Genomic DNA, 24,420 nt, shown 5'->3' on the forward strand with positions numbered 1-24,420 from the left:
GAGTCACGGGAACGGTGGTCTGAAGTCATGCGAGTTTCTGTCAGTTGGCTGCGGGAGTACGTCGACCTCCCGGCCGACCTGCCCACCGGCGACCTGGAGCAGGCCCTGGTCGACCTCGGCATCGAGGTCGACTCCGTGGTGGACCTGCGGGAGACCGTCGCCGGTCAGCTGGTGGTCGGCGAGGTCCTGGAGATCGACGAGCTGACCGGCTTCAAGAAGCCGATCCGGTTCTGCCGGGTCGACGTCGGCGCCGCCAACGGCACCGGCGAGCCGCAGGAGATCGTCTGCGGGGCGCGCAACTTCGCCGAGGGCGACCGGGTCGTGGTGATCCTCCCCGGCGGCGTGCTGCCCGGGAACTTCGTCATCGGCGCGCGCAAGACCTACGGGCGCAACTCCGCCGGCATGATCTGCTCCGCGAAGGAGCTGGGCCTCGGCGACGACCACTCCGGCATCATCGTGCTGCCCTCCGACACCCCGGCCAAGCCGGGCGACGACGCGCGCCCCGTGGTGGGGCTCGACGACGTCGTGGTCGAGCTGGAGATCACCCCGGACCGGGGGTACGCGCTGAGCGTGCGCGGCCTCGCCCGCGAGCTGGCGCACGCGCTCGGCGTGCCGTTCCGCGACCCGGGCCTGGCGCCCGCGCCCGGCGGCACGCCCGAGCCCGCGTACCCGGTCGAGGTGCGGGACACCGTCGGTTGCGACCGGTTCGCGGCGCGGATGGTGCGCGGCATCGACCCGACGGCCGCGACGCCCGGCTGGATGTCGCGGCGGCTCACCGTGGCCGGCGTCCGCAGCATCTCGCTGCCGGTCGACATCACCAACTACGTGATGCTCGAACTCGGCCAGCCGATGCACGCCTTCGACGCCGACCGGATCAGCGGCCCGCTGGTGGTCCGCCGCGCCGAGGCGGGGGAGAAGCTGACCACCCTGGACGGGGTGGCCCGCACCCTCACCGTCGAGGACATGGTCATCTGCGACGACACCGGGCCGATCTCGCTCGCCGCGGTGATGGGCGGCGAGACCAGCGAGGTCGTCGACGGCACCACCGACGTGCTCTTCGAGGCCGCCCACTGGGACCCGGTGATGGTGGGGCGCACCGCGCGCCGGCACAAGCTGTTCAGCGAGGCGGCGAAGCGCTGGGAGCGGGGCGTCGACCCGGCCCTGCCGCTGGTCGCCCTGGAGCGGGCGGTCCGGCTGCTCACCGCGCACGCCGGTGGCACCGTCGGCGAGCAGATCCTGGACCTCGACCACGTCCGGCCGATGCGGTCGGTGGTCCTGCCGGTGGACCTGCCGTCGCGGCGGGTCGGGGTGGCGTACTCCCCGGAGCGGGTGGTCGCCCTGCTGGAGCAGGTCGGCTGCACCGTCGTCCGGGGCGCCGACCGGCTGACCGAGGACCCGGGCGAGGTCGGCGTGGCCGCCGGCGCCGGCGACGTGCTCACCGTGACCCCGCCGACCTGGCGACCCGACCTCACCGACCCGGCCGACCTGGTCGAGGAGGTGGTCCGCCTCGACGGGTACGACCGCGTGCCGTCGGTGCTGCCCACCGCACCCGCCGGGCGGGGCCTCACCTGGCAGCAGCGCCGCCGCCGGGCGGTGGCCCGCTCGCTGGCCGAGCGCGGCCACGTCGAGGTGCTGGCCCACCCGTTCACCGCGCCGGAGCTGGCCGACCATCTCGGCCTGCCCGCCGACGACCCGCGCCGGGCGGCGGTCCGGCTGGCCAACCCGTTGTCCGAGGAGGAGCCGGTGCTGCGGACCACGCTGCTCGGCCCGCTGCTCGGCATCCTCAAGCGCAACCTGGGCCGGGGCCAGCGCGACCTCTCGCTCTACGAGATCGGGACGGTCTTCCACCCGCGTCCCGGCGCCGGCACCCCGCCGGCGATGGGCGTGGACCGGCGTCCCACCGAGGCCGAGTTCGCCGCCGCCGACGCGGTGGTGCCGCACCAGCCGCGCCACGTCGCGGTCGTGCTCGCCGGCGACGTGGACCCCGCCGGCTGGTGGGGCCCGGGCCGGGCGGCCGGCTGGGCGGACGCGGTCGAGGCCGGCCGGGTGGTGCTCGCCGCCGCCGACATCCCGGCGGACCGGATCGAGGTCCGGGCCGTCGAGTACGCGCCCTGGCACCCCGGGCGCTGCGCCGCGCTGCTGGTCGACGGCGCGGTCGTCGGTCACGCCGGCGAGCTGCACCCGGCCGTCGTGGCGGCGCTGGAGCTGCCCCGGCGGACCAGCGCCATGGAGCTGGACCTGGACGCGTTGCCGGCCCCGCCGGTCGCGCCCGCGCCGACCGTCTCCGGCTTCCCGCCGGCGCTGATCGACGTGGCGCTGGTGCTGGACGAGTCGGTGCCCGCGGCCGAGGTGGAGCAGGCCCTGGTCGAGGGCGCCGGCGAGCTGCTGGAGAACGTCCGGCTCTTCGACGTGTACGCCTCGGAGCAGCTCGGCGCGGGTCGCCGCTCGCTGGCGTACAAGCTCACCTTCCGGGCCCCGGACCGGACGCTGACTGTGGAGGAGGCGGTGGCCGCCCGCGACGCGGCCGTCGCCCTCGCGGCGCAGCGGTTCGGCGCCACGCTGCGCGGCGCCTGACCGGTGCCGCTCCTCGGATGGCTGGTGGTGGCCGGCGTACTCGCGTCGGTCACCGCCGGGCTGTGGTGGGCGCGCCGGCACCTGCTGCTGGTCTCCGTGGTCGGTCGCAGCATGGAGCCGACGCTGCGCGCCGGTGACCGGGTGCTGGCCCGGCGGGTGCCGCTGCAGCGGATCCGGGCCGGCGACGTGGTGGTGGTGGCCGCGCCGGCGGCGATGACGGCGGGCCGTCCAGGCCGCCCCGGCGAGGAACCCGGGCTGCTGATCAAGCGGGCGCACGCGGTGCCGGGCGATCCGGTGCCGGTCCAGCGGGTGCCGCTGCTGCGCCGGCATGACGAGCGGGTGGTGCCGGCCGACCGGCTGGTCGTGCTCGGCGACAACCCGCCGTTCAGCTACGACTCCCGGGAGTGCGGTTACATCGCCGCCGCGGACGTGCTCGGCGTGGTGGTCCGGCCGCGGCTGCGCGCGGAGTGACCGGGGCACCCGAGTAGGCGTGCCGCCCGGCCCGGGCCGGGCGGCACGCCGGAGCCGGCCTCAGCAGAGGCTGGTCATCGTGGTCGCTCCCGCGCTGCAGTAGTAGCCGCACGTCCCGCAGTACGTCTTGCACGCCAGGTTGGTGCTGCACCGCTTGAAGTAGCACATGCCGCAGAGCGCGCAGTACGGGTCCGGCGGACAACCGGCCGCCGCGGTCACCTTCGGCACGAACACGCCCAGCATCCGCTCGCCCAGGCTCTCCAGTCGACGGAACATTCGTTCACCTCCTCCCGGGTCCGATCGTTGCCGGGACGCTACGACGAGCGGATACACCGACCGGTACAGCGGCCACCGTCGATGCCGCTCGCCGCTGTACCGAGGATGTATCCGCCGCCCCTAGCGTGGGCCTCCCCGTACCCGCGAGGAGGCGTACCGGATGCGACCCCTGGAGCTGACCGCCCGGCTGCTGCTGGCGCTGGTGTTCCTCGCCGCCGTCGTCGGCAAGCTGCGTACCCGCGAGGGTTTCGGCTCCTTCGTCGGCTCGGTTGGCCGATTCGGCGTACCGGCCCGGTGGACGCGGCCGGTCGCCCGCGTCGCGGTCACCGCCGAGGCTGCCGTGGTCGTGCTGCTCGCCGTGCCCGCCACCGCGCCGGCCGGGCTGCTGCTCGCCGCGGGCCTGCTCGGTGTGCTCACCCTGGCCCTGGTCGGCGCGCTGCGTCGCGGCGAGCGGCCCGCCTGCCGCTGCTTCGGGTCCGGCGACGGGCCGATCGGGGCGCGGCACGTGGTCCGCAACCTCGCGCTGCTCCTGGTGGCGCTGCTCGGCCTGCTCGGCCGGGCCGCCGGCGGCGCGCCACCGGGCGCGGTGGACACCCTGCTCGCGGTCGGCCTGGCCGTTCCGCTGGCCGCCGTGGTGGTCCGCCTCGACGACCTGGTCGCCCTCTTCGCCCCGGCCCGGGCCCCCGGCCCCGCCCGCCGGCACTGACCCGTCCCTGCGAACTCCAAGGAGCCCCCCATGGCGCTGTTGACCGTCGCCGTCGTCCTCGTCGCCGCACTCGGCCTGCTCAACCTGGTGCTGCTGCTCGGCGTGGTCCGCCGGCTGCGCGAACACACCGACCTGCTCAACGACCGGCAGTCCGCACCGCCGGAGGTGATGCTGGAGGTCGGCTCGATCCCCGGCGACTTCGTCTCGACCACGGTGGACGGCCGGGTGCTCACCCGTGCCGACATCCCGCCGATGACGCTGGTGGCGTTCCTCTCGCCGAGCTGCGACCACTGCGAGGAGCAGATCCCCGCGCTGCTCGACCGGGCCGCCGACATGCCCGGCGGGGCCGAGCACGTCTGGGTGGTCGTGGTCGGCAAGGGCGACGAGACCCAGCCGTACGCCGACCGCTTCGCCGCCGTGGCCACGGTCTTCGTCGAGCCGGGCACCGGCGCGCTGCCGCTGGCCTTCGGGGTGAAGGGCTTCCCGGCGTTCGGCCTGCTCGACCAGCGCGGCATCGTCGCCTCGACCGCGTTCGGCATCGCCCGGTTGGACCTCCCGGTGGCCCGGTGACCGGGCCCCGGCTGGCTCCCCGGCGGGCCGCCCGGCACGCCCGGGCGGCCCTCGGGCTCACCTGGCGGGCGGCTCCCGCCGGCACCCTGACCGACCTGCTGCTGGCGGTGCTCGCCGGCGCGACCCCGGTGGCCGTCGCCGGGTTGACCAAGCTCGTCCTGGACCGCCTCACCGGCGCGGGCGGGCCGGCGGTGCCGCTGGTGCTGCTCGGCGTCGGCCTGGCGGTCGCCGCCGCGACCGGCGCGGTCCTGCCGCACGTCCGCAAGTACGTCGAGGCCGAGCGCTCCCGCGCGGTCTCCCGGCTGGTGCGCCGCCGCCTGCACGACGCGGTGCTGCGCCTGGTGGGCCTGGTCCGGCTGGAGGACCCGGTCTTCCAGGACCGGTTGCAGGCCGCCCAGCAGACCGGGCACCTCGGCCCGACCCAGCTCACCGGGAACACGCTGGGTGCGGTGCAGAGCGTCATCGCGATCGGCGGTTTCCTCGGCGTGCTGCTGGCGCTGAGCCCGCTGGTCGGACTGCTGGTGCTGCTGGCGGCGCTGCCGACGCTCTGGATGCAGCTGCGCCTCAACCGCTCCCGGATGGCGATGGTGCTGCGGCTGGAGCACTTCCAGCGCCGCGACCTGTTCTTCGCCCAGCTGCTGACCGGGGTGCCGGCCGCCAAGGAGGTGCGCCTGTTCGGCCTCGGCCGGTTCTTCGGCGACCGGATGCTCGACGAGCTGCACGGCATGCACGGGGTGGAGCGGCGGCTGGACCGCCGGGAGATGCGGGCGCAGGCGCTGCTCGGCCTGCTCGGGGCCGCAGTGGCCGGGGTCGGCGTGGTCTGGATCGTCACCGGGGCCGCCGCCGGGCGGCTCAGCCTGGGCGACGTCGCGATCTACCTGGCCGCCGTACCGGGGGTGCAGGGCGCGCTGGGCGCCCTGGTCGGCCAGGTCGGCGCGATCCACCAGGCGCTGCTGCTCTTCGACCACTACGACGAGGTGGTCCGCGCCGAGCCGGACCTGCCGGTGCCGGCCGCCGCCCGGCCGGTGCCGCCGCTGCGCCGGGGGATCGAGCTGCGCGACGTGTGGTTCCGCTACTCGCCCGAGCATCCCTGGGTGCTGCGCGGGGTGGACCTGCACCTGCCGTACGGGTCGACCACCGCGCTGGTGGGGCTCAACGGCGCCGGCAAGAGCACCCTGGTGAAGCTGCTGTGCCGCTTCTACGACCCGGAGCGCGGCGCGATCCTCTGGGACGGCGTGGACCTGCGCGAGTTCGACCCGGCGGCGCTGCGCGAGCGTCTCGGCGCGGTGTTCCAGGACTTCATGCCCTACGACCTGACCGCCGGCGAGAACATCGCGGTCGGCGACCTGTCGGCGCTCGGTGAGTCGGAGCGGCTGCGCCGCGCCGCCCGGCACGCCGGCATCGACGACGCCCTCACCGCGCTGCCGCGCGGCTACGACACCCTGCTGACCCGGGTCTTCTTCGACGGCCCGGACCGCGACGATCCGCAGGCCGGGGTGGTCCTCTCCGGCGGCCAGTGGCAGCGGGTCGCGCTGGCCCGGGGCTTCCTGCGCGCCGACCGGGACCTGCTCGTGCTCGACGAGCCGAGTTCGGGTCTGGACGCCGCGGCCGAACACGACCTGCACACCCGGCTGCGGGAGCTGCGCCGGGGTCGCACCAGCCTGCTCATCTCGCACCGGCTCAACGCGGTGCGCGACGCCGACGCCATCGTGGTGCTCGCCGACGGCCGGGTGGCCGAGCACGGCGACCACCACGAGCTGCTCGCCGCCGGCGGCGGGTACGCACGGCTCTTCGCCCTGCAGGCGCGCGGCTACCGGGAGGACACCCCGTCGCCGGTGTGACCGCCCGCGCTGGTCGGTGTCACGCCTGCTCGCCTCCGGCCGGCCCCGGCTCGGGTGACCCGGCCCCGGCGGCTCCGGTGCCGGGCGGCTCGCCGGCGGCCAGTTCGGCGGCGTAGAGGCGGACCAGCTCGCCGAGGCGGAACCGGCCCGGCCCGGCGGGCTCGGCGAGCTGCGCCGCGACCAGCCGGTCCAGCGCCCGCGCCGCCTCCTCCGGCGGGGCGCCGGTCAGCGCGGCGGTCGACTCGGCGGTGACCGGACCCGGCCGGGCCCGGCCGAGCCGGCGGAACACGGGCGCGGCCGGACCGAGGCGGCGGTAGCTGGCCGTCAGCCGGGGCCGCAGCCCGGTCTCGGCGAGGCGGAACCGCTCGTCGCGCAGCAGCCGGGCCAGCCGGGCCAGCGACCAGTGCGGGCCCTCGGTGAGCCGGCGGGCGGCGGTCCGCAGGGCCAGCGGCAGCCCCTCGCAGAGCGTGACCACCGCGACCGCCGCCTCCGGCTCGTCGTCCACCGGGCGGTCCCCGGCGGTGGCGCGCAGCAGGGCCAGCCCGTCCGCCGGCGGCAGCGGGTCGAGCCGCAGGGTGCGGCCGGCGGCGTCGAGCACCGGCGTCCGGCTGGTCACCACCAGCGCGCACCCGCCGCGCACCGGCAGCAGGTCCTCCACCTGGGCCGGGTCGGCGGCGTTGTCGAGCACCAGGAGCACCCGGCGGTCGAAGAGCAGGGACCGGATCCGGGCGCGGGCCTCTGCCACGCTGGCGGCCGGGCCGGGCGACGGGGACAGCGACCGGAGCACCCGGTTGGCCACCTCTAGCGGCGGCAGCCGGGCACCGGCGACGGAGCCGCCGAGGTCCAGGTGGAGCTGACCGTCGGGGAAGGCGTCGAGGGCCTCCGCCGCGGCCCGCAGGACGAGGGCGGACTTGCCGGTGCCGGCCATGCCGTACACCGACAGGGTCACCGGGCGGGTTCCGGTCCCCGCCAGCCCGGCGGCGAGCCGGGCCAGCTCCGCGTGCCGCCCCACGAAGGGCGCGGCGGCGCAGGGCAGCTCGTGGGGCACCGGCGCGGCCCGGGCCGGGTGCGACCCGCCGGGGGTGCGCACCGCCGTGCGGGCCGGGGGGCTTTCGCCCCGGCGGACGGTGCGGTACAGCGCGGTCAGCTCGGGCCCGGGCGGTACGCCGAGTTCACCGGCGAGCGCCCGGCAGGCCGCCCGGTAGGTCCGCACGGCGGCCGCCCCGTCGCCGGCGCGGTGCTGCGCGCGCATCAGCAGGCCCCACCCGGACTCCCGCAACGGGTGCTCCGCGATGTGCTCGCGCAGCAGGGCGACCAGCGCGGGGGAACCCGGATCGCCGAGGTCCAGCCGGGCCCGGGCGTACGTCTCGCGGACCTCGGCCCGGCGCTCGCGCAGCCGGTCGAAGGCGGCGGCGGTCAGCGGGCCGTACGCGGGCGGTGGCTCGGTGGCCGACCACAGCGCCAGGGCCTGCTCGCAGCGGGCGGCGGCGAGTTCCGCCGCGCCGCGGTCGCGGGCCGCCCGTGCCTCGTCGGCCAGCCGCTCGAACTCGGTGGCGTCCAGCTCGCCCGGTTCGACCCGGAGCAGGTATCCGCCGCTCTCCGCGCGCAGCCGCACCGGCTCGCCCGGCCCGGTGAGCAGGTGCCGCAGCTGGCTGGCGTGGCTGCGCAGGTTCGCCACCGCCGAGGCGGGCGCCTGCGAGCCCCACAGCTCCTGGCACAGCCGCTCGACCGGCACCGCCGTCCCGGCGTGCAGCAGGAGGGTGACCAGCAGCGCGGTGGGCCGACCGGCCGGCAGTTGCAGGGTCCGGCCGTCCCGCTGTGCCCGCGCCGGACCGAGGATCTGAAAGGCCAGGCCCATGTGCCCTCCGCGTGTGCCCCCGTGGCCGACCGCTCGGCCCGCACTTCCGCCAGCCAATCATCCTAGTCGATGTATGCGGACTGTCATGGGAATTGTTCGGAGCGTGGCTCATCGGCCGAAAGGCCACCGCCGACGGCATGTTCGGCTACCCACCGGTCACATGGAAGCGGTTAACCTGCTTGGATTCCAACTCACCACCTCGATCACACCCCCACCACCCCCACCGGGAGCTGACCTGATGTCCGAGGATCCGGGCCCCGCGCCCCTCTCCGTCGACGTCTGCATCGTCGGAGGCTGCGGCCGGGTCGGTCTGCCGCTGGGCATCGCGTTCGCCTCCCGCGGCCTCTCCGTCGTGCTGTACGACATCAACGCCGACGCCGTCGCCACGGTGAACGCGGGCACCCTGCCCTTCGCCGAGCCGGGCGCGGCCGAGGCGCTCGCCGAGGCGGTCGCCGCCGGCCGGCTGCGGGCCACCACCGACCCGGTCGCCGTGGGCGCCTCCGAGCACCTGGTGGTGGTCGTCGGCACCCCGGTCGACGAGCACCTCAACCCGGACCTGGGCGCGGTGCCCCGCGCGCTGGAGCGCTGCGCCGAGCACCTGCGCGACGGGCAGCTGGTGGTGCTGCGCAGCACCGTCTACCCGGGCGTGACCGCGCTCACGGAGAAGCTGCTCGCCGGCAAGGGCGTCAAGGCCGACGTGGCGTTCTGCCCGGAGCGCATCGCCGAGGGCCGGGCGATGACCGAGCTGTTCACGCTGCCGCAGATCGTCGCCGCCCGTACGCCCGCCGCCCTGGCCCGGGCGGAGAAGCTGTTCCGGCACCTCACCGAGCAGATCGTCCCGCTCGAGCCGGAGGAGGCGGAGCTGGCGAAGCTGTTCACCAACACCTGGCGGTACATCAAGTTCGCCACCGCCAACCAGTTCTGGATGATGGCCAACGACTTCGGGCTGGACTTCGCCCGGATCCGGCACGCGGTCGCCCACGACTACCCGCGCGCGGCCGACCTGCCGATGCCGGGCTTCGCCGCCGGGCCGTGCCTGTTCAAGGACACCATGCAGCTGGCCGCGTTCAACCGGAACAACTTCGTGCTCGGCCACTCCGCGATGCTGATCAACGAGGGGCTGCCGCTCTACCTGGTGTCCCGGCTGGAGGACCGGTTCGACCTGTCCGAGCTGACCGTGGGCATCCTCGGGATGGCCTTCAAGGGCGGCTCGGACGACCCCCGGGAGAGCCTGGCGTACAAGCTGCGCAAGATCCTGGCGTTGAAGACCCGGGAGACCATCTGCACCGACCCGTACGTGGCCGACGAGCGCCTGGTCGACCTGGACGAGGTGCTGCGCCGGGCGGACCTGCTGGTCATCGCCGCGCCCCACGAGCAGTACGCCCGGCTGGACACCGACAAGCCGGTGATCGACATGTGGGGGCTGACCGGGACGGGGGTGCGGGTGTGAGGCCACGGGTGTCGGTCATCGTGCCGGTCTACAACGAGGGCGAGGCGATCCTGCGCTGCCTCGAACGGATGCTGCGCGAGATGCTGCTCCCGGCCGAGGTGCTGATCGTGCACGACATGCCGGAGGACACCACCGTCCCGTACGTGGAGCAGATCGCCCGCACCGACCCGCGGGTGCGCGCGGTGCTCAACACGTACGGGCGCGGGCCGGCCAACGCCATCCGGTTCGGCATCGACGCCGCGCTCGCCCCGGTGGTGGTGGTCACCATGGCCGACGGCTGCGACGACCCCCGCCAGATCGACGAGCTGGCCCGGCTGGTGGACCGGGGCGTGGTGGTCGCCGCCGCCTCCCGCTACATGCCGGGCGGGCAGCAGGTCGGCGGGCCCCGGCTGAAGCGGATGATGTCGCGCTGGGCGGGGCGCAGCCTCTACACGCTGGCCCGGGTCGGCACCCGGGACGCCACCAACAGCTTCAAGGCGTACGACACGGCGTTCGTCCGGGAGGTCGGGATCGAGTCGCGCACCGGCTTCGAGATCGGGCTGGAGCTGACCGCGAAGGCCAACCGGCTGCGCCTGCCGGTCGCCGAGATCCCCACCATCTGGCTGGACCGGCCGCTGGGCGAGTCCCACTTCGACCTGGGCCGGTTCCTCCCCGGCTACCTGAAGTGGTACTTCTTCGCCTACGGTCGACGGCTGAGCCGGGAGAAGCTGACCGCCCGCACGGCCCCGGCCGTGCCCGCCCCGCGCGGCGAGCGGGACAGCACCGAGTACGAGAAGACCGCATAGGAGCGCACGTGGCGAAGGTCCTGGTAACTGGTTCGGCCGGCTTCATCGGCGGTTATCTCGTCGAGGAGTTGCTGGGCCGGGGCCACGAGGTGGTCGGCATCGACAACTTCTCCAAGTACGGTCCGGTCACCCACAGCTACGACGCGCACCCCCGGTTCCGATTCGCCGAGGGCGACGCCCGCGACGTCGACCTGCTCACCGAGCTGCTGGACGGCTGCGACCACCTGGTGGCGGGGGCGGCGATGATCGGCGGCATCTCCTACTTCCACGCCTACGCCTACGACCTGCTCGCCACCAACGAGCGGATCATGGCGGCCACCTGCGACGCGGCCATCCGGGCCCACCGCGAGGGCAGCCTGGCGAAGGTGACCTACCTGTCCTCCTCGATGGTCTACGAGTCCACCGAGCACTGGCCCAGCAAGGAGGGCGACGAGCGGCTCATCCCGCCGCCGCTCTCCTCGTACGGCTTCCAGAAGCTGGCCGTGGAGTACTACGCCCGGGCCGCCTGGGAGCAGTACCAGCTGCCGTACACGATCGTCCGCCCGTTCAACTGCGTCGGCGTGGGGGAGGGGCGGGCGCTCGGCCAGGCCGAGGTCCTCTCCGGCAACGTCAAGCTCGCCATGTCGCACGTGGTGCCGGATCTGGTGCAGAAGATCGTCAAGGGGCAGGACCCGCTGCACATCCTCGGCGAGGGCCACCAGGTGCGGCACTACACCTACGGCGGGGACCTGGCCCGGGGCATCGCCACCGCGGTGGAGCACGCGGCGGCCCGCAACGAGGACTTCAACCTCTCCACCGCCGAGTCCACCAGCGTGCTGGAGCTGGCCGAGCTGATCTGGCGCAAGATCAAGGGCCCGGACGTGCCGTTCCGGTACGTCTCCGACGAGCCCTACCAGTACGACGTGCAGAAGCGGGTGCCGGACGTGACCAAGGCCCGCGAGGTTCTCGGTTTCACCGCCGGCACCTCCCTGGACGAGATGCTCGACGAGGTCATCCCGTGGGTGACCCGGGCGGTCGAGGAGGGTCGCCTCTAGCCTCCTGCCACGTTCGTCCCCGCCCGGCCCGGTTCGCCCCCCGCGAACCCGGTCGGGCTCTTTCGTGCCGGATGACCGGCGTTCTGGCCTCATGTTCATGCGAAGTGATGTATGAACTTGCAGTAGAGGGGTTGGGGCGCTAGCCTTTCTGCATAGTCATGCGGAGGTGAGTATGGGCATTCGAGTAGCGGTCGCGGGCGCGAGCGGATACGCCGGGGGCGAGCTGCTGCGTCTGGTCGCCGGGCACCCCGAGCTCGACCTGGTCGCCGCCACCGCCCACCGCCAGGCCGGTCAGCCCGTCGCCGCCGTACACCCGCAGCTCGCCGGGCTCGACCTGGCGCTCACGGCGACCGACCCGACGACCCTGGCCGACGCGGACCTGGTCTTCCTGGCCCTGCCGCACGGCGAGTCGGCGGCCCTCGCGGCGGCCCTGCCCGAGACGGTCAAGGTGGTCGACCTCGGCGCCGACCACCGGCTGCACGACGCCGACGCCTGGGCCCGCTACTACGGCGGCCCGCACGCCGGCGCCTGGACCTACGGCCTGCCCGAGCTGCCCGGCCAGCGGGCGGCGATCGCCGCCGCGAACCGGGTGGCCAGCACCGGCTGCTACGCCGTGGCCACCACCCTCGCCCTGGCCCCGCTGATCGCCGCCGGCGCGGTCCTGCCCACCGACGTGGTCGTGGTCGCCGCCTCCGGCACCTCCGGCGCCGGCCGGGCCGCCAAGGCCCACTTGCTCGGCAGCGAGGTGATGGGCGACCTGTCGCCCTACAAGGTCGGCGCCCACCAGCACGTGCCGGAGATCAAGCAGGCCACCGGCGCGACCACCCTCTCCTTCACCCCGGTGCTGGCGCCGATGCCGCGCGGCATCCTCGCCACCGTCACCGCCCTGCCGACCGGCGACGCCGACCCGCGCGAGGTGCTGGCCCGGGCGTACGCGGACGCGCCGTTCGTGCACGTGCTCCCCGAGGGCGCCTGGCCGCACACCGCCGCCACCGCCGGCTCGAACGCCTGCCACCTCCAGGCGGGCCTCGACGTCGACTCCGGCCGGGTGATCGTGGTCAGCGCGATCGACAACCTCGGCAAGGGCGCCGCCGGCCAGGCCGTGCAGTGCGCCAACCTCATGCTCGGCCTGCCCGAGACCACCGGCCTCCCCGTCTTCGGAGTCGCGCCATGACCGTCACCGCCCCCCGGGGCTTTCGGGCGGCCGGCATCGCCGCCGGGCTCAAGACCAGCGGCGCCGCCGACCTCGCCCTCGTCGTCAACGACGGCCCCGACGCCGGGATCGCCGGCGTCTTCACCGCCAACCGGGTCAAGGCCGCGCCGGTGCTCTGGACCCAGCAGGTCGTCCGCGGCGGCGTGGTCCGCGCCGTGGTGCTCAACTCCGGCGGCGCCAACGCGTGCACCGGCCCGGCCGGCTTCCAGGACACCCACGCCACCGCCGAGCACACCGCCGCCGCGCTGACCTCGGTCAGCCCCCGGCTGATGCTCGGCGCCGGCGAGGTCGCGGTCTGCTCCACCGGCCTGATCGGCGAGCGGCTGCCGATGCAGAAGCTGCTGCCCGGGGTCCGGAGCGCCATCCGCGGGCTCACCCGCGACGGCGGCACCGCCGCGGCCGAGGCGATCATGACCACCGACACCCGGCCGAAGACCACCGTCGCCAGGGGCAGCGGCTGGACCGTCGGCGGCATGGCCAAGGGCGCCGGGATGCTCGCCCCGGCCATGGCCACCATGCTCTGCGTGCTCACCACCGACGCGGTCGCCGGGCCGGAGGCGCTCGACGCCGCGCTGCGCGCCGCCACCCGGGTCACCTTCGACCGGATCGACTCCGACGGCTGCATGTCCACCAACGACACCGTGCTGCTGCTCTCCAGCGGCGCCTCCGGCGTCGAGCCCACCGCCGCCGAGCTGACCGCCGCGGTCACCGCCGCCTGCCACGACCTGGCCCAGCAGCTCATCGCGGACGCCGAGGGCGCCACCAAGCAGATCGCCATCGACGTGGTCGGCGCCGCCGACGAGGACGACGCGGTCGAGGTGGGCCGTTCCGTGGCGCGCAATAACCTGGTCAAGACCGCGCTGTTCGGCAACGACCCGAACTGGGGGCGGATCCTCGCCGCCGTCGGCACCACCGCCGCCGCCTTCGAGCCCGACCGCGTCGACGTCGCGGTCAACGAGATCTGGGTGTGCCGCTCCGGCGCCGCCGCCGAGGACCGCGCCAAGGTCGACCTCTCCGGCCGGGACGTCACCATCCGCATCGACCTGCACGCCGGCTCCTCGGCCGCGACGATCTGGACCAACGACCTGTCCCACGCGTACGTGCACGAGAACTCGGCGTACTCCTCATGAGCCTCTCCGCGGACCTCACCCGGGCCCAGGTCAAGGCCGAGACGCTGATCGAGGCGCTGCCCTGGCTGGCCCGCTTCTCCGGCGCATGCGTCGTGGTCAAGTACGGCGGCAACGCCATGGTCGACCCGGCGCTGCAGCGCGCCTTCGCCGCCGACATGGTCTTCCTCCGGTACGCCGGCCTCAAGCCGGTCGTCGTGCACGGCGGCGGGCCGCAGATCTCCGCCATGCTGGGCCGGCTCGGCATCGCCAGCGAGTTCCGGGGCGGCCTGCGGGTCACCACCCCCGAGGCGATGGACGTGGTCCGGATGGTGCTCGTCGGGCAGGTCGGCCGGGAACTGGTCGGGCTGATCAACGCGCACGGCCCGTTCGCCGTCGGGCTCTCCGGCGAGGACGCCGGGCTGTTCACCGCCGTCCGGCGGCCCGCGTACGTCGACGGGCAGCCGGTGGACGTCGGGCAGGTCGGCGACGTGGAGTCCGTCGATGTCTCGGCGGTGACCGACCTGATCGCCGCCGGCCGGATCCCGGTCATCTCGACCGTCGCGCCGGACGCCGACGGGGTGCTGCACAACCTCAACGCCGACACCGCCGCCGCCGCGCTCGCCGTCGCCCTCGACGCCCGCAAGCTGGTCGTGCTCACCGACGTGGCCGGCCTGTACGCCGACTGGCCGGACACCGCCAGCCTGGTCAGCGAGATCACCGACGACGACCTGGCGAAGCTGCTGCCGTCCCTGGAGTCGGGGATGGTCCCGAAGATGGAGGCCTGCCTGCGGGCGGTGCGCGGGGGCGTGCCCGCCGCGCACGTCGTCGACGGCCGGGTCGCCCACTCCACGCTGCTGGAGGTCTTCACCTCGGAAGGATTCGGCACGATGGTGGTGAGCGCATGAGCAGGCTGGTCGAACGGTGGGGCCAGGCCCTGATGGACAACTACGGCACCCCGCCGCTGGCGCTGGTCTCCGGCTCCGGCGCCGTCGTGGTCGACGAGACCGGCCGGGAGTACGTCGACCTGCTCGGCGGCATCGCGGTCAACGCCCTGGGCCACGCCCACCCGGCCGTGGTGGCCGCCGTCTCCAAGCAGGTCGCGACCCTCGGCCACGTCTCCAACCTGTTCGTCGCCGAGCCGCCGGTGGCGCTGGCGGAGCTGCTGCTGGCCCTCGCGGGCCGGCCCGGCCGGGTGTTCTTCGCCAACTCCGGGGCGGAGGTCAACGAGGCGGCGTTCAAGCTCTCCCGCCTCACCGGCCGCACCCAGGTGGTGGCCGCCCGGGGCGGCTTCCACGGCCGGACCATGGGCGCGCTGGCGCTCACCGGCCAGCCGGCGAAGGCCGACCCGTTCCGCCCGCTGCCCGGGGACGTCACCCACGTGGCGTACGGCGACGCCGCCGCTCTCGACGCGGCCGTCACCGACGCCACCGCCATGGTGATCCTGGAGCCGATCCAGGGTGAGAACGGCGTGGTGGTGCCGCCCGCCGGCTATCTGGCCGAGGCGCGGCGGATCACCGCCCGGCGCGGTGCCCTGCTCGTCCTGGACGAGGTGCAGACCGGCATCGGCCGCACCGGGCACTGGTTCGCCCACCAGGCCGAGGGGATCGAGCCGGACGTGGTGACCCTGGCCAAGGGGCTGGGCGGCGGGCTGCCCATCGGCGCCTGTCTCGCCTTCGGCCGGGCCGGTGAACTGCTCGCCCCCGGCTCGCACGGCACCACCTTCGGCGGCAACCCGGTCAGCTGCGCCGCCGCGCTGGCCGTGGTCGCCACCATCGCCAGCGAGGGGCTGCTCGACCACGTGAAGCGCACCGGTGAACGGCTGCGCCGGGGCGTCGAGGCGCTCGGCCACCCGCTGGTCGCCGACGTCCGGGGCGCCGGCCTGCTGCTCGGGATCGTGCTCACCGCCCCGGCCGCCGGTCCGGTCACCGCCGCGCTGCGCGAGGCCGGTTTCCTGGTCAACCCGGTGCAGCCGGACGTGGTCCGGCTCGCCCCGCCGCTGATCCTCACCGCCGGCCAGGTCGACGCCTTCCTGGCCGCCCTCCCCGCCGCCCTCGACACGGCGGCGCCGGCTGACACGGCGGCGCCGGCCGACACGGCGCCGCGGGCCGACACGGCGACGCGGGCCGACCTCGCGCCGGCCGCCGCCACCCCGACCACGACCAGCGCCACGGAGGTCCCCGCATGATCCGGCACTTCCTGCGGGACGACGACCTGACCCCCGCCGAGCAGTCCACCGTGCTCGACCTGGCCGCGCGGATGAAGGCCGACCGGTTCGCGTACACGCCGCTGGCCGGGCCGCGGTCGGTGGCGGTGCTCTTCGACAAGCAGAGCCTGCGCACCCGGATCTCCTTCGACGCCGGCATCGCCGAACTGGGCGGCCACCCCCTGGTGGTGGACACCCAGGTCACCCACTTCGGCCGGGGGGAGACCCTCGCCGACGCCGGGCGGGTGCTCTCCCGCTACGTCGCCGCGATCGTGCTGCGCACCCACGGCGACGACCGGATCGCCGAGGTCGCCTCGCACGCCACCGTGCCGGTGGTCAGCGCCCTCACCGACGGCTACCACCCCTGCCAGCTCCTGGCCGACCTGCTCACCGTCCGCGAGCACTGCGGCGGCACGCGGGGCCGGACCCTGGCGTACGTCGGGGACGCCGCCAACAACCTGTCGCACTCGTACCTGCTGGCCGGGGCGACCGCCGGGATGCACGTGCGGGTCGCCGGCCCGGCCGGTTTCCAGCCCGACCCCGACGTGCTGGCCCGCGCCGAGAAGATCGCCCTCGGCACCGGCGGATCGGTCCGGGCGCTCGTCGACCCGGTCGAGGCGGTACGCGGGGCCGACGTGGTCGCCACCGACACCTGGACCTCGATGGGTCAGGAGGACGACGGGCTGGACCGGATCACCCCCTTCCTGCCGTACCAGGTCAACGACGCGCTGCTGGCCCACGCCGGGCCGGAGGTGATCGTGCTGCACTGCCTGCCCGCGCACCGGGGCGAGGAGATCACCGACGAGGTGCTGGACGGGCCGCGCAGCGCGGTCTTCGACCAGGCGGAGAATCGCCTGCACGCCCAGAAGGCGCTGCTGACGTATCTCCTGGAGGCCTCCACATGACCGCCCCGCTGACCCGCGCCGCCCGGCACGGCCGCATCGTCGAGCTGATCCGCGACACGGCGATCCACTCGCAGACCGAGCTGGCCGACCTGCTCGCCGCCGACGGCATCCAGGTCACCCAGGCCACCCTCTCCCGGGACCTCAAGGAGCTGGGCGCGGTCACCGCGCGCGGCGGCGACGGGCGGGGTGTCTACCTGATCCCCGAGGACGGCCACCGGCCGCTGCGCGACGCCGAGGCGGCCCCGGCCCGGCTGGTCCGGCTGCTGCGCGAGCTGCTCAACGGGGTCGACTCCAGCGGCAACATCGCCGTACTGCGCACCCCGCCGGGCGCAGCCCAGTACCTGGCCAGCGCGTTGGACCGAGCGGGCCTGCCCGAGATCGTCGGCACCATCGCCGGCGACGACACCATTCTCGTCGTGGCCCGCGAGGCCGTCGGTGGGGCCGCGCTCGGCGACAAGCTCGCCGGGTGGGCCCGCCGGGAAGAACATGTTGAAGGGAGCACCACACCATGACCGAGCGGGTCGTCCTTGCCTACTCCGGAGGTCTCGACACCTCCGTCGCCATTCCGTACCTCGCCGAGCAGACCGGCGCCGAGATCATCGCGGTGGCCGTCGACGTCGGGCAGGGCGGAGAGGACCTCGACGCCATCCGGCAGCGCGCCCTGGACTGCGGCGCCGTCGAGTCCGAGGTGGTCGACGCGCGCGACGAGTTCGCCGCCGACTACTGCCTGCCGGCGATGCGCGCCAACGCCCTCTACATGGACCGTTACCCGCTGGTCTCCGCGCTGTCCCGGCCGTTGATCGTCAAGCACCTGGTGGCCGCGGCCCGCAAGCACGGCGGCACGATCGTCTCGCACGGCTGCACCGGCAAGGGCAACGACCAGGTCCGCTTCGAGGTCGGGCTGGGCGCCCTCGCCCCCGACCTGAAGATCATCGCCCCGGCCCGGGACTTCGCCTGGACCCGGGACAAGGCCATCGCCTTCGCCGAGGAGAAGGGCCTGCCGATCGACGTCTCGGCCAAGTCGCCGTACTCCATCGACCAGAACCTCTGGGGCCGCGCCGTGGAGACCGGCTTCCTGGAGGACATCTGGAACGGCCCGATCGAGGACCTGTACTCCTACACCGCCGACCCGGCCGAGCCGCGCGACGCCGACGAGGTCGTGATCACCTTCGACGCCGGCAACCCGGTCGCCATCGACGGCGAGACCGTCACCCCGTACCAGGCGATCCTGGAGCTGAACCGGCGCGCCGGGCAGCAGGGCGTCGGCCGGCTCGACATGGTCGAGGACCGCCTCGTCGGCATCAAGAGCCGCGAGGTGTACGAGGCCCCCGGCGCGATCGCGCTGATCACCGCCCACCAGGAGCTGGAGGCGGTCACCGTCGAGCGCGACCTGGCCCGGTTCAAGCGCGGCGTAGACCAGCGCTGGGGTGAGCTGGTCTACGACGGCCTCTGGTTCTCGCCGCTGAAGGAGAGCCTGGACGCGTTCATCGACGACGCCCAGCGGCACGTCTCCGGCGAGGTACGGCTCACCCTGCACGGCGGCCGGGCCACCGTCACCGGCCGGCGCTCCGAGGCCAGCCTCTACGACTTCGGCATGGCCACCTACGACACCGGCGACACCTTCGACCAGTCGCTGGCCAAGGGTTTCGTGCAGCTCTGGGGCCTGCCGAGCAAGATGGCCGCCGCGCGGGACGCCCGGCTGGGCGGCTAGCGGTGGTGGCAACCACAATGGGCGGCGTGGACGACAAGAGCCTGACCGAGAACAGCGCCGCCACCAACCGGACGAGCCTGTGGGGTGGCCGGTTCGCCGGCGGCCCCGCCGAAGCCCTCGCGCGGCTGTCGGTGAGCGTCCAGTTCGACTGGCGTCTCGCCCCGTACGACATCGCCGGCTCCCGGGCGCACGCCCGGGTGCTGGCCGGCGCGGGCCTGCTCGACCCGGAGGAACTGGGCCGCATCCTGGCCGCGCTGGACGACCTGGAGGCGGCCTGCGCCTCCGGGCAGTTCCGCCCGACCATCGACGACGAGGACGTGCACACCGCCCTGGAACGCGGCCTGCTGGAACGCCTCGGCAGCCTGGGCGGCAAGCTGCGCGCCGGCCGGTCCCGCAACGACCAGGTCGCCACCGACCTGCGGCTCTACCTGCGCGACCACGCCCGGGGCGTGGCCGCCCGGCTGGTCGAGCTGGCCGAGGCCCTGGTCGAGCAGGCCGAGCGGCACGTCGACACGGCCGCGCCCGGGATGACCCACCTCCAGCACGCTCAGCCGGTCACCTTCGGGCACTGGCTGCTGGCCCACGTGCAGCCGCTGCTGCGCGACCTGGAGCGGCTGCGCGACTGGGACCACCGGACCGCGATCAGCCCGCTGGGGGCGGGCGCGCTCGCCGGTTCCGGCCTGCCGCTGGACCCGGTGGCCGTCTCGAAGGAGCTGGGCTTCCGCACGTCCTTCGCCAACTCGATGGACGCGGTCGCCGACCGGGACTTCGTGGCCGAGTTCCTCTTCGTAACCGCGCTGGTCGGGGTGCACCTGTCCCGCCTCGGCGAGGAGGTGGTGCTCTGGACCTCGCACGAGTTCGGCTGGGTGGAGCTGGACGACGCCTTCGCCACCGGCTCGTCGATCATGCCGCAGAAGAAGAACGCGGACATCGCCGAGCTGGCCCGGGGCAAGTCCGGCCGCCTGGTGGGTGGGCTGATGAGCGTGCTCACCATGCTCAAGGGCCTGCCGATGACCTACGACCGGGACATGCAGGAGGACAAGGAGCCGGCCTTCGACGCGGTCGACACCCTGGAGCTGCTGCTGCCGGCGCTCGCCGGGATGATCTCCACGATGACGGTCCGCGTCGACCGGCTGGTCGCCGCCGCGCCGGTGGGCTTCTCGCTCGCCACCGAGGTGGCCGACTGGCTGGTCCGCAAGGGCGTGCCGTTCCGCGACGCGCACGAGATCACCGGCAAGCTCGTCGCGCTCTGCGTGGCCCGGGACTGCGCGCTGGACGAGGTCTCCGACGACGACCTCGCCACGGTCAGCGAGCACCTGGACCCGAGCGTGCGCGACGTGCTCTCGGTCCGTTCGGCGCTGGCCGCCCGGACCACGCCCGGCTCCACCGGCCCCGGCCCCGTCGCCGACCAGCTCGCCGCCGCGGCGGACAAGTTGGCCGGCTGGCGGGAGTGGGCCAGCGAGCGGGTCGTACCCCGCTGATCTCGACGGGTCGGCGCGGCGTCCCGTCGCGCCGACCCTCAGACCGTCGGCCGCTCCCGCTTCGGCAGCTTCGCCACCACCGCCTCGTACGAGCCGTCGACGGCCTCGACCAGCTCGTCGTCCGGGATCGCGCCGTCGAGGCGCAGCGAGTTCCAGCCCGACCGCCCGATGTACGCCGACGCCTTCGCGTCGTCCGGGAACCGGTGGAGCCACTCGTCGGCGACCTCCCGGTTCGGGCCGCACTTCACGCCGACCCTCGGTTCCCCGTCCGGTGAGCCGAGGAAGGCGAAGATCCTGCTGCCCACCTTCACCACCTCGTCGCCCTCCCACGGCTGGTCCAGCCGGGCGCCCGGCTTCCCGAGGCAGTACGCCAGCATCTCCTCGCGCGTCATCGCGTCCTCCCGGTGGCAGCGGTCACCGGCCCAGTCTCCCCGACCCGTCCAGCCCCGGGCCCCCTCCGCGCAGACCGGGCGGAGGAGAAGCCGGTCCCTCGGTGTCCCGGATGGCCGGAAGGATCGCGATCGCCCGCCGCCGCTCAGTCCGTGCCGGCGGTGCGGGCGGAGACCCGCTCGAAGCGCTGCTTGGCGGCCTGCGCGCTGCCCAGCCCCAGCCCGAAGGCGATGGCCTGCCAGGTCATGCCGCGCCCTCGGGCGAGGGTCAGCAGCCCGGCCTCCAGGGTGTCGACCTCGGCGCGCAGGTGGGGCAGGAGGGTCAACGCCGCGGTCAGGTCGGCCTCGTCGACCGGCTCCTCGCCGGGCTCCCGCTCCGCCCCGCCGGCGGCGAGGGCGGTCACGAGCGCGACCGCCTCGTACGGATCGGCCAGGTACGGGTTGGTGTGGCGCCGGCGGCGCGCCTCGGTGTCGGCGTGCCGCGCGGTGATCCGTTCCAGTGCGGCGTAGGTGCGGTGGGCACGGGCGCGCGCCGCGTCGGGGGCGCTGAAGGCGTCGGTCACCCCTCCAGCAAACCCCGCCGCTCCCACCTTGTCAACGGATTCTTTTCAACATTCTGTTGATGACCGGGCCGGCGCGCTGCACCAGGGCCGCGTACCCGATGCCCAGCGCCAGCGACGCCAGCAGCGCCAGCAGCGGCTGGTCGCGCAGGTGCGGGTAGACCTGCCAGTGGGTCAGGTAGATGTAGAGCGAGCTGCCCGCCAGCACGCCGGCCACCCGGTTGACTCCGCCGATGCTCGGCACGGTCGGCAGCCAGGTCAGCAGCGCGAACCCGGCCACGATCAGCGCCTCCCGCTGCGGCTCGCCGAAGAAGCCCGGCACGGTGGCCGCCGCGGCGGCGGTGACCAGCAGCCGCTGCCGTACCCCGTCGGCGCGCGCCGCCGCCCAGCCGAGCGCGAAGAGCCAGAACGCCACGACCGCCGTCGGCAGGTCGTAGCGGGCGTCCAGGCCGAACACGTCGTAGCGGCTGAGCAGCCCGAGCCCGGCCAGGGCCAGCGGCAGGCCGAACGGGTACCGGCGTTCCAGCCGGTCCATCCGGGGCACCGCCAGCAGCGCGGCCACCGCGACCAGGATGTAGACCAGCGCCTCGATGAACCAGAAGTGCCACTCGGTGCGCCCGTCCTTCGGCCCGAGGAGGCTGTTGAGCAGCAGCAGGGTGCTCAGCCGGTACTGGTCGGTGAGCACCAGCATCGCCGCGATCCAAGCCGTCGTGGGCAGCACGATCCGGGCCACGGCGCCCCGGACCTGCCGCAGCCGGTCGGTGCGTCCGGCGTCGGTGAGCAGGAAGCGGGCGAAGTTGAACCCGGCCACCCCGAGCAGCAGGTGCGCCCCGCCGGTGAGGGTGAACAACGGGATGTGCGAGCCGACGACCAGCACGATCGCCACCGCCCGCAGCGCCACGCTGGTCTCCAGCGCCCGGCGGCGGCGCGGCCGTCCGCCGCGCGGCGCGGGCAGCGCTCCGATCGGCAGGGTGTGCCAGTTCGGCGGCAGGTGGCCGAGGACCTGCTCCAGGCGCACCGACATCTCGACGTACGACAGGGAGTCGCCGCCCAGGTCGACGAAACTCTGGTCCGGGGTCACGTCGGTGCGGTCCAGCACCTCGGCGAAGAGCCGGCACAGGTCGCCGTCGGGGGCGGGCGCGGGTGGCGTGGGCTCGATGACCGGCGCGGCGGCCCGCTCGCGCAGCGCCGGGTAGTCCACCTTGCCGGTGGCCAGCCGGGGCAGCTGCGCCAGCGCCAGCACCCGCACCGCCCGGGGTGGCAGGCCGACCTCGTCGGCGACCAGCCGGCGGACCCGCGCCGGGTCCACCGCCGCACCGGCCACCGCCACCAGCAGCTCGTCGTCCGCGCCGAGGCAGGCGGCGTCGACGTCGTGTGCGGCCAGCAGCGCCTCCACCCGCTGCGGGTCGACCCGCAGGCCGAGGATCTTGGCGAACCGGCTGCGCCGGCCGACCAGCTCGTACAGGCCGTCCGGGCCGCGGCGGGCCAGGTCGCCGGTGTGCAGCTCGGTCACGGTACGCCCCGACGCCAGGTCCGCCGGGCGCTCGGCGTAGCCGAGCATCACGTTCGGCCCGGCGTACACCAGCTCGCCGACGCCGTCCGGCTGCTCCGGCAGCGGCGCCAGCCGGAACTCGCCGCCCGGCACCGGCACGCCGATCGCCTCCGGTCGGGTCGCCGCCAGGTCCGGTGGGAGGTACGCCATCCGGGCGGTCGCCTCGGTCTGCCCGTACATGACGAAGAGGTCCCAGCCGCTGCGCCGGCCCAGCTCGGCGAAGCGGACCACCTTCTCCGGCGCCAGCCGGCCGCCGGCGGCGGTGACGTAGCGCAGGTGCGGCAGGTCCATCGCGGCGAAGCCGACCCGGTCCAGCAGGTCGAAGGTGTACGGCACCCCGGCGAGGCTGGTGGCCCGGGCCCGGCGGAACAGCTCCCAGAAGCAGCCGTCGGCGACCGACCGGTCGGTGAGCACCAGCGCGGCGCCCCGGGCCAGGTGGCTGTTCACCACCGACAGGCCGTAGCAGTAGTGCAGCGGCAGGCTGGTTGCTGCCCGGTCGGTCTCCCGCACCCCGAGATACGCGGCGATCGACTCGGCGTTGGCCTGGAGGTTGGTGTGCGACAGCCGGACCAGCTTCGGTGAGCCGGTCGACCCCGACGTGCTCAGCAACAGCGCCAGGTCGGGGTGCAGGTCGTGCGCCGACCCGGCCCGCCGCTCGCGCAGCGTCCACGCCCCGTCGACCGGCCCGATCACCACGTCCGGGTCGTACGCGGCGGTCAGCGCCTCCACCGCCGGGCCCTCGCCGGGCACCAGCAGGACCGGGTGCCCGCCGTGCAGGCCGGCCAGGTAGCCCACCAGCGCGTCGACCGTGTTGGCCCCGGTGACCAGGACCAGGCGCCGCCGCGGGCCGAGCCGGCGCGCGGTCTCGGCGACCCGGGCGGCGAGGTCGGCGTACGACAGCACGCCGTCGGCGGTGACCACGGCGGGGCGGTCACCGTGATCGGCCAGGTCGCGGGCGAAGGGCACCGCGCGCACGGCCGGCAGCAGGTCGGGCGGGTGCGTCACGGGGCAACTCTAAGGTGAGGCAACCCTAATCACGAGGACGGGTGGCGAGACACACTGCTGGGTACCGTGGGCAGGTGATTTCCTCCCGCATCGACCCCGCGCCGCTGGCCGACCTGCTGGCCGGGCCGGTGGTGCCCGCCGCCCGGGGGCTGCTGGGCTGCCGGCTCTCCGCCGGCGGCGTGACCGTCCGGATCACCGAGGTCGAGGCGTACGCAGGGACGGCCGGCGACCCGGCCTCGCACGCCCACCGGGGGCGCACCCCGCGCAACGCGGTCATGTTCGGCCCGGCCGGGCACGCCTACGTGTACTTCACCTACGGCATGCACTGGTGCATGAACGTGGTCACCGGCCCGGACGGGGAGGCCGCCGCGGTGCTGCTGCGCGCCGGTGAGGTGGTCGACGGCCTCGAGGCCGCCCGCGTCCGACGTCCCGCCGTACGCCGCGACGTCGACCTGGCGCGCGGCCCGGCGCGGCTCTGCGCGACCCTCGGCATCGACCGCTCGGCGTACGGCCTGTACCTGCTCGGTGACGGCCCGGTCCGGCTGTGGCCGGCGGCGGACCCGGTGCCGGCGGACGCGATCTCGGCCGGCCCGCGGGTGGGGGTGACCGGGGCGCACGACGTGCCCTGGCGGTTCTGGCTCACCGGCGACCCGACGGTGAGCAGCTACCGACGGCACGTGCCGCGCCGACGGGGTTGAGCTCCCCGGCGTGGCCGGGCGATTCTGTC

General features: G+C 74.8%; 22 protein-coding genes. 17 read left to right on the forward strand and 5 right to left on the reverse strand.

Annotation, left to right across the window (positions count from 1 at the left end):
• Positions 1–27 precede the first annotated feature (27 nt).
• Both pheT and V6U88_RS21300 read left to right on the forward strand, forming a co-directional pair.
• Positions 28–2,574 (forward strand): phenylalanine--tRNA ligase subunit beta, encoded by a 2,547-nt coding sequence (gene pheT / locus V6U88_RS21295; protein WP_334455522.1) that lies wholly within the window; start codon positions 28–30, stop codon positions 2,572–2,574.
• A 3-nt stretch (positions 2,575–2,577) separates the two neighbouring features.
• A complete protein-coding gene (locus tag V6U88_RS21300) occupies positions 2,578–3,045 on the forward strand; it encodes a S26 family signal peptidase (protein WP_334455524.1) in 468 nt (155 codons plus the stop codon).
• A 60-nt stretch (positions 3,046–3,105) separates the two neighbouring features.
• Here V6U88_RS21300 and V6U88_RS21305 read toward each other — a convergent pair whose 3' ends face one another.
• The gene (locus V6U88_RS21305) at positions 3,106–3,321 is read right to left on the reverse strand and encodes a hypothetical protein (RefSeq protein ID WP_334455526.1); all 216 of its coding nucleotides are present in this window, start codon (positions 3,319–3,321) and stop codon (positions 3,106–3,108) included.
• A 160-nt stretch (positions 3,322–3,481) separates the two neighbouring features.
• On the opposite strand from V6U88_RS21305, the gene V6U88_RS21310 reads away from it, so the two are divergent.
• Genes V6U88_RS21310 through V6U88_RS21320 form a run of 3 tightly spaced genes read left to right on the forward strand, consistent with a single transcriptional unit; the run spans position 3,482 to position 6,438 of the window.
• Positions 3,482–4,027 (forward strand): MauE/DoxX family redox-associated membrane protein, encoded by a 546-nt coding sequence (locus tag V6U88_RS21310; protein WP_334455529.1) that lies wholly within the window; start codon positions 3,482–3,484, stop codon positions 4,025–4,027.
• A gap of 30 nt (positions 4,028–4,057) precedes the next feature.
• Positions 4,058–4,597, forward strand: coding sequence for a TlpA family protein disulfide reductase (locus V6U88_RS21315; RefSeq protein WP_334455530.1), 540 nt, complete (start codon positions 4,058–4,060; stop codon positions 4,595–4,597).
• Positions 4,594–6,438, forward strand: a complete 1,845-nt coding sequence (locus V6U88_RS21320) for an ABC transporter ATP-binding protein (RefSeq protein ID WP_334455531.1) — start codon at positions 4,594–4,596, stop codon at positions 6,436–6,438. The genes V6U88_RS21315 and V6U88_RS21320 overlap by 4 nt, the downstream gene beginning before the upstream one ends.
• A 19-nt stretch (positions 6,439–6,457) precedes the next feature.
• Here V6U88_RS21320 and V6U88_RS21325 read toward each other — a convergent pair whose 3' ends face one another.
• Positions 6,458–8,296: an AfsR/SARP family transcriptional regulator gene (locus V6U88_RS21325; protein WP_334455532.1), complete on the reverse strand. Its 1,839-nt coding sequence runs from the start codon at positions 8,294–8,296 to the stop codon at positions 6,458–6,460.
• A 238-nt stretch (positions 8,297–8,534) separates the two neighbouring features.
• On the opposite strand from V6U88_RS21325, the gene V6U88_RS21330 reads away from it, so the two are divergent.
• From V6U88_RS21330 to argH, 11 genes are all read left to right on the forward strand, one after another.
• Entirely contained in the window at positions 8,535–9,746 is a 1,212-nt protein-coding gene (locus V6U88_RS21330) for a nucleotide sugar dehydrogenase (RefSeq protein ID WP_334455533.1), read from the forward strand.
• Positions 9,743–10,531 carry a glycosyltransferase family 2 protein gene (locus V6U88_RS21335; RefSeq protein ID WP_334455534.1) on the forward strand — a complete coding sequence of 263 codons (789 nt, stop codon included), beginning with the start codon at positions 9,743–9,745 and terminating at the stop codon, positions 10,529–10,531. The genes V6U88_RS21330 and V6U88_RS21335 overlap by 4 nt, the downstream gene beginning before the upstream one ends.
• An 8-nt stretch (positions 10,532–10,539) precedes the next feature.
• Positions 10,540–11,565 (forward strand): NAD-dependent epimerase/dehydratase family protein, encoded by a 1,026-nt coding sequence (locus V6U88_RS21340; protein ID WP_334455535.1) that lies wholly within the window; start codon positions 10,540–10,542, stop codon positions 11,563–11,565.
• A gap of 172 nt (positions 11,566–11,737) precedes the next feature.
• Positions 11,738–12,739, forward strand: a complete 1,002-nt coding sequence (gene argC / locus V6U88_RS21345) for an N-acetyl-gamma-glutamyl-phosphate reductase (RefSeq protein ID WP_334455536.1) — start codon at positions 11,738–11,740, stop codon at positions 12,737–12,739.
• Positions 12,736–13,908, forward strand: coding sequence for a bifunctional glutamate N-acetyltransferase/amino-acid acetyltransferase ArgJ (argJ, locus tag V6U88_RS21350; RefSeq protein WP_334455537.1), 1,173 nt, complete (start codon positions 12,736–12,738; stop codon positions 13,906–13,908). Before argC ends, argJ begins: the two co-directional genes overlap by 4 nt.
• On the forward strand, positions 13,905–14,792 hold the full coding sequence (gene argB, locus V6U88_RS21355) for an acetylglutamate kinase (protein WP_334455538.1): 888 nt from the start codon (positions 13,905–13,907) through the stop codon (positions 14,790–14,792). The genes argJ and argB overlap by 4 nt, the downstream gene beginning before the upstream one ends.
• Positions 14,789–16,072 (forward strand): acetylornithine transaminase, encoded by a 1,284-nt coding sequence (locus tag V6U88_RS21360; RefSeq protein ID WP_334455539.1) that lies wholly within the window; start codon positions 14,789–14,791, stop codon positions 16,070–16,072. Before argB ends, V6U88_RS21360 begins: the two co-directional genes overlap by 4 nt.
• Positions 16,069–16,995, forward strand: a complete 927-nt coding sequence (gene argF, locus V6U88_RS21365; protein WP_334455540.1) for an ornithine carbamoyltransferase — start codon at positions 16,069–16,071, stop codon at positions 16,993–16,995. Before V6U88_RS21360 ends, argF begins: the two co-directional genes overlap by 4 nt.
• Positions 16,992–17,507 (forward strand): arginine repressor, encoded by a 516-nt coding sequence (locus V6U88_RS21370; RefSeq protein ID WP_334455542.1) that lies wholly within the window; start codon positions 16,992–16,994, stop codon positions 17,505–17,507. The genes argF and V6U88_RS21370 overlap by 4 nt, the downstream gene beginning before the upstream one ends.
• Complete coding sequence (locus V6U88_RS21375) at positions 17,504–18,706, forward strand: argininosuccinate synthase (RefSeq protein WP_334455544.1); 1,203 nt, start codon at positions 17,504–17,506, stop codon at positions 18,704–18,706. The genes V6U88_RS21370 and V6U88_RS21375 overlap by 4 nt, the downstream gene beginning before the upstream one ends.
• 17 nt (positions 18,707–18,723) lie before the next feature.
• Positions 18,724–20,187, forward strand: coding sequence for an argininosuccinate lyase (gene argH / locus V6U88_RS21380; RefSeq protein WP_334455586.1), 1,464 nt, complete (start codon positions 18,724–18,726; stop codon positions 20,185–20,187).
• Between the two features lie 38 nt (positions 20,188–20,225).
• On the opposite strand, the gene V6U88_RS21385 is transcribed toward argH, so the two are convergent.
• The 3 genes from V6U88_RS21385 to V6U88_RS21395 all read right to left on the reverse strand — a co-directional run bounded on the left by V6U88_RS21385 (position 20,226) and on the right by V6U88_RS21395 (position 23,693).
• Positions 20,226–20,579: an MmcQ/YjbR family DNA-binding protein gene (locus tag V6U88_RS21385; RefSeq protein WP_334455545.1), complete on the reverse strand. Its 354-nt coding sequence runs from the start codon at positions 20,577–20,579 to the stop codon at positions 20,226–20,228.
• Positions 20,580–20,722: 143 nt separating this feature from the next.
• Positions 20,723–21,139 (reverse strand): DNA-binding protein, encoded by a 417-nt coding sequence (locus tag V6U88_RS21390; protein ID WP_334455546.1) that lies wholly within the window; start codon positions 21,137–21,139, stop codon positions 20,723–20,725.
• A 31-nt stretch (positions 21,140–21,170) separates the two neighbouring features.
• Positions 21,171–23,693 carry a non-ribosomal peptide synthetase gene (locus V6U88_RS21395; RefSeq protein WP_334455547.1) on the reverse strand — a complete coding sequence of 841 codons (2,523 nt, stop codon included), beginning with the start codon at positions 23,691–23,693 and terminating at the stop codon, positions 21,171–21,173.
• A 74-nt stretch (positions 23,694–23,767) separates the two neighbouring features.
• On the opposite strand from V6U88_RS21395, the gene V6U88_RS21400 reads away from it, so the two are divergent.
• Positions 23,768–24,391 (forward strand): DNA-3-methyladenine glycosylase, encoded by a 624-nt coding sequence (locus tag V6U88_RS21400; RefSeq protein ID WP_334455548.1) that lies wholly within the window; start codon positions 23,768–23,770, stop codon positions 24,389–24,391.
• Positions 24,392–24,420: the final 29 nt, after the last annotated feature.

The sequence above is a fragment of the Micromonospora sp. CPCC 205739 genome, from assembly GCF_036906795.1.
Classification (GTDB): Bacteria; Actinomycetota; Actinomycetes; order Mycobacteriales; family Micromonosporaceae; genus Micromonospora.

What these genes read in the sequence shown, in the direction of transcription:
- argB (WP_334455538.1), top strand. Translation starts at nt 13,905, where the DNA reads ATGAGCCTCTCCGCGGACCTCACCCGGGCCCAGGTCAAGGCCGAGACG.
- V6U88_RS21330 (WP_334455533.1), top strand. Translation starts at nt 8,535, where the DNA reads ATGTCCGAGGATCCGGGCCCCGCGCCCCTCTCCGTCGACGTCTGCATC.
- pheT (WP_334455522.1), top strand. Translation starts at nt 28, where the DNA reads ATGCGAGTTTCTGTCAGTTGGCTGCGGGAGTACGTCGACCTCCCGGCC.
- V6U88_RS21325 (WP_334455532.1), bottom strand. Translation starts at nt 8,296, where the DNA reads ATGGGCCTGGCCTTTCAGATCCTCGGTCCGGCGCGGGCACAGCGGGAC.
- V6U88_RS21385 (WP_334455545.1), bottom strand. Translation starts at nt 20,579, where the DNA reads ATGACGCGCGAGGAGATGCTGGCGTACTGCCTCGGGAAGCCGGGCGCC.
- V6U88_RS21305 (WP_334455526.1), bottom strand. Translation starts at nt 3,321, where the DNA reads ATGTTCCGTCGACTGGAGAGCCTGGGCGAGCGGATGCTGGGCGTGTTC.
- V6U88_RS21375 (WP_334455544.1), top strand. Translation starts at nt 17,504, where the DNA reads ATGACCGAGCGGGTCGTCCTTGCCTACTCCGGAGGTCTCGACACCTCC.
- V6U88_RS21315 (WP_334455530.1), top strand. Translation starts at nt 4,058, where the DNA reads ATGGCGCTGTTGACCGTCGCCGTCGTCCTCGTCGCCGCACTCGGCCTG.
- argF (WP_334455540.1), top strand. Translation starts at nt 16,069, where the DNA reads ATGATCCGGCACTTCCTGCGGGACGACGACCTGACCCCCGCCGAGCAG.
- argC (WP_334455536.1), top strand. Translation starts at nt 11,738, where the DNA reads ATGGGCATTCGAGTAGCGGTCGCGGGCGCGAGCGGATACGCCGGGGGC.
- V6U88_RS21310 (WP_334455529.1), top strand. Translation starts at nt 3,482, where the DNA reads ATGCGACCCCTGGAGCTGACCGCCCGGCTGCTGCTGGCGCTGGTGTTC.
- V6U88_RS21370 (WP_334455542.1), top strand. Translation starts at nt 16,992, where the DNA reads ATGACCGCCCCGCTGACCCGCGCCGCCCGGCACGGCCGCATCGTCGAG.
- argH (WP_334455586.1), top strand. Translation starts at nt 18,724, where the DNA reads ATGGGCGGCGTGGACGACAAGAGCCTGACCGAGAACAGCGCCGCCACC.
- V6U88_RS21360 (WP_334455539.1), top strand. Translation starts at nt 14,789, where the DNA reads ATGAGCAGGCTGGTCGAACGGTGGGGCCAGGCCCTGATGGACAACTAC.
- argJ (WP_334455537.1), top strand. Translation starts at nt 12,736, where the DNA reads ATGACCGTCACCGCCCCCCGGGGCTTTCGGGCGGCCGGCATCGCCGCC.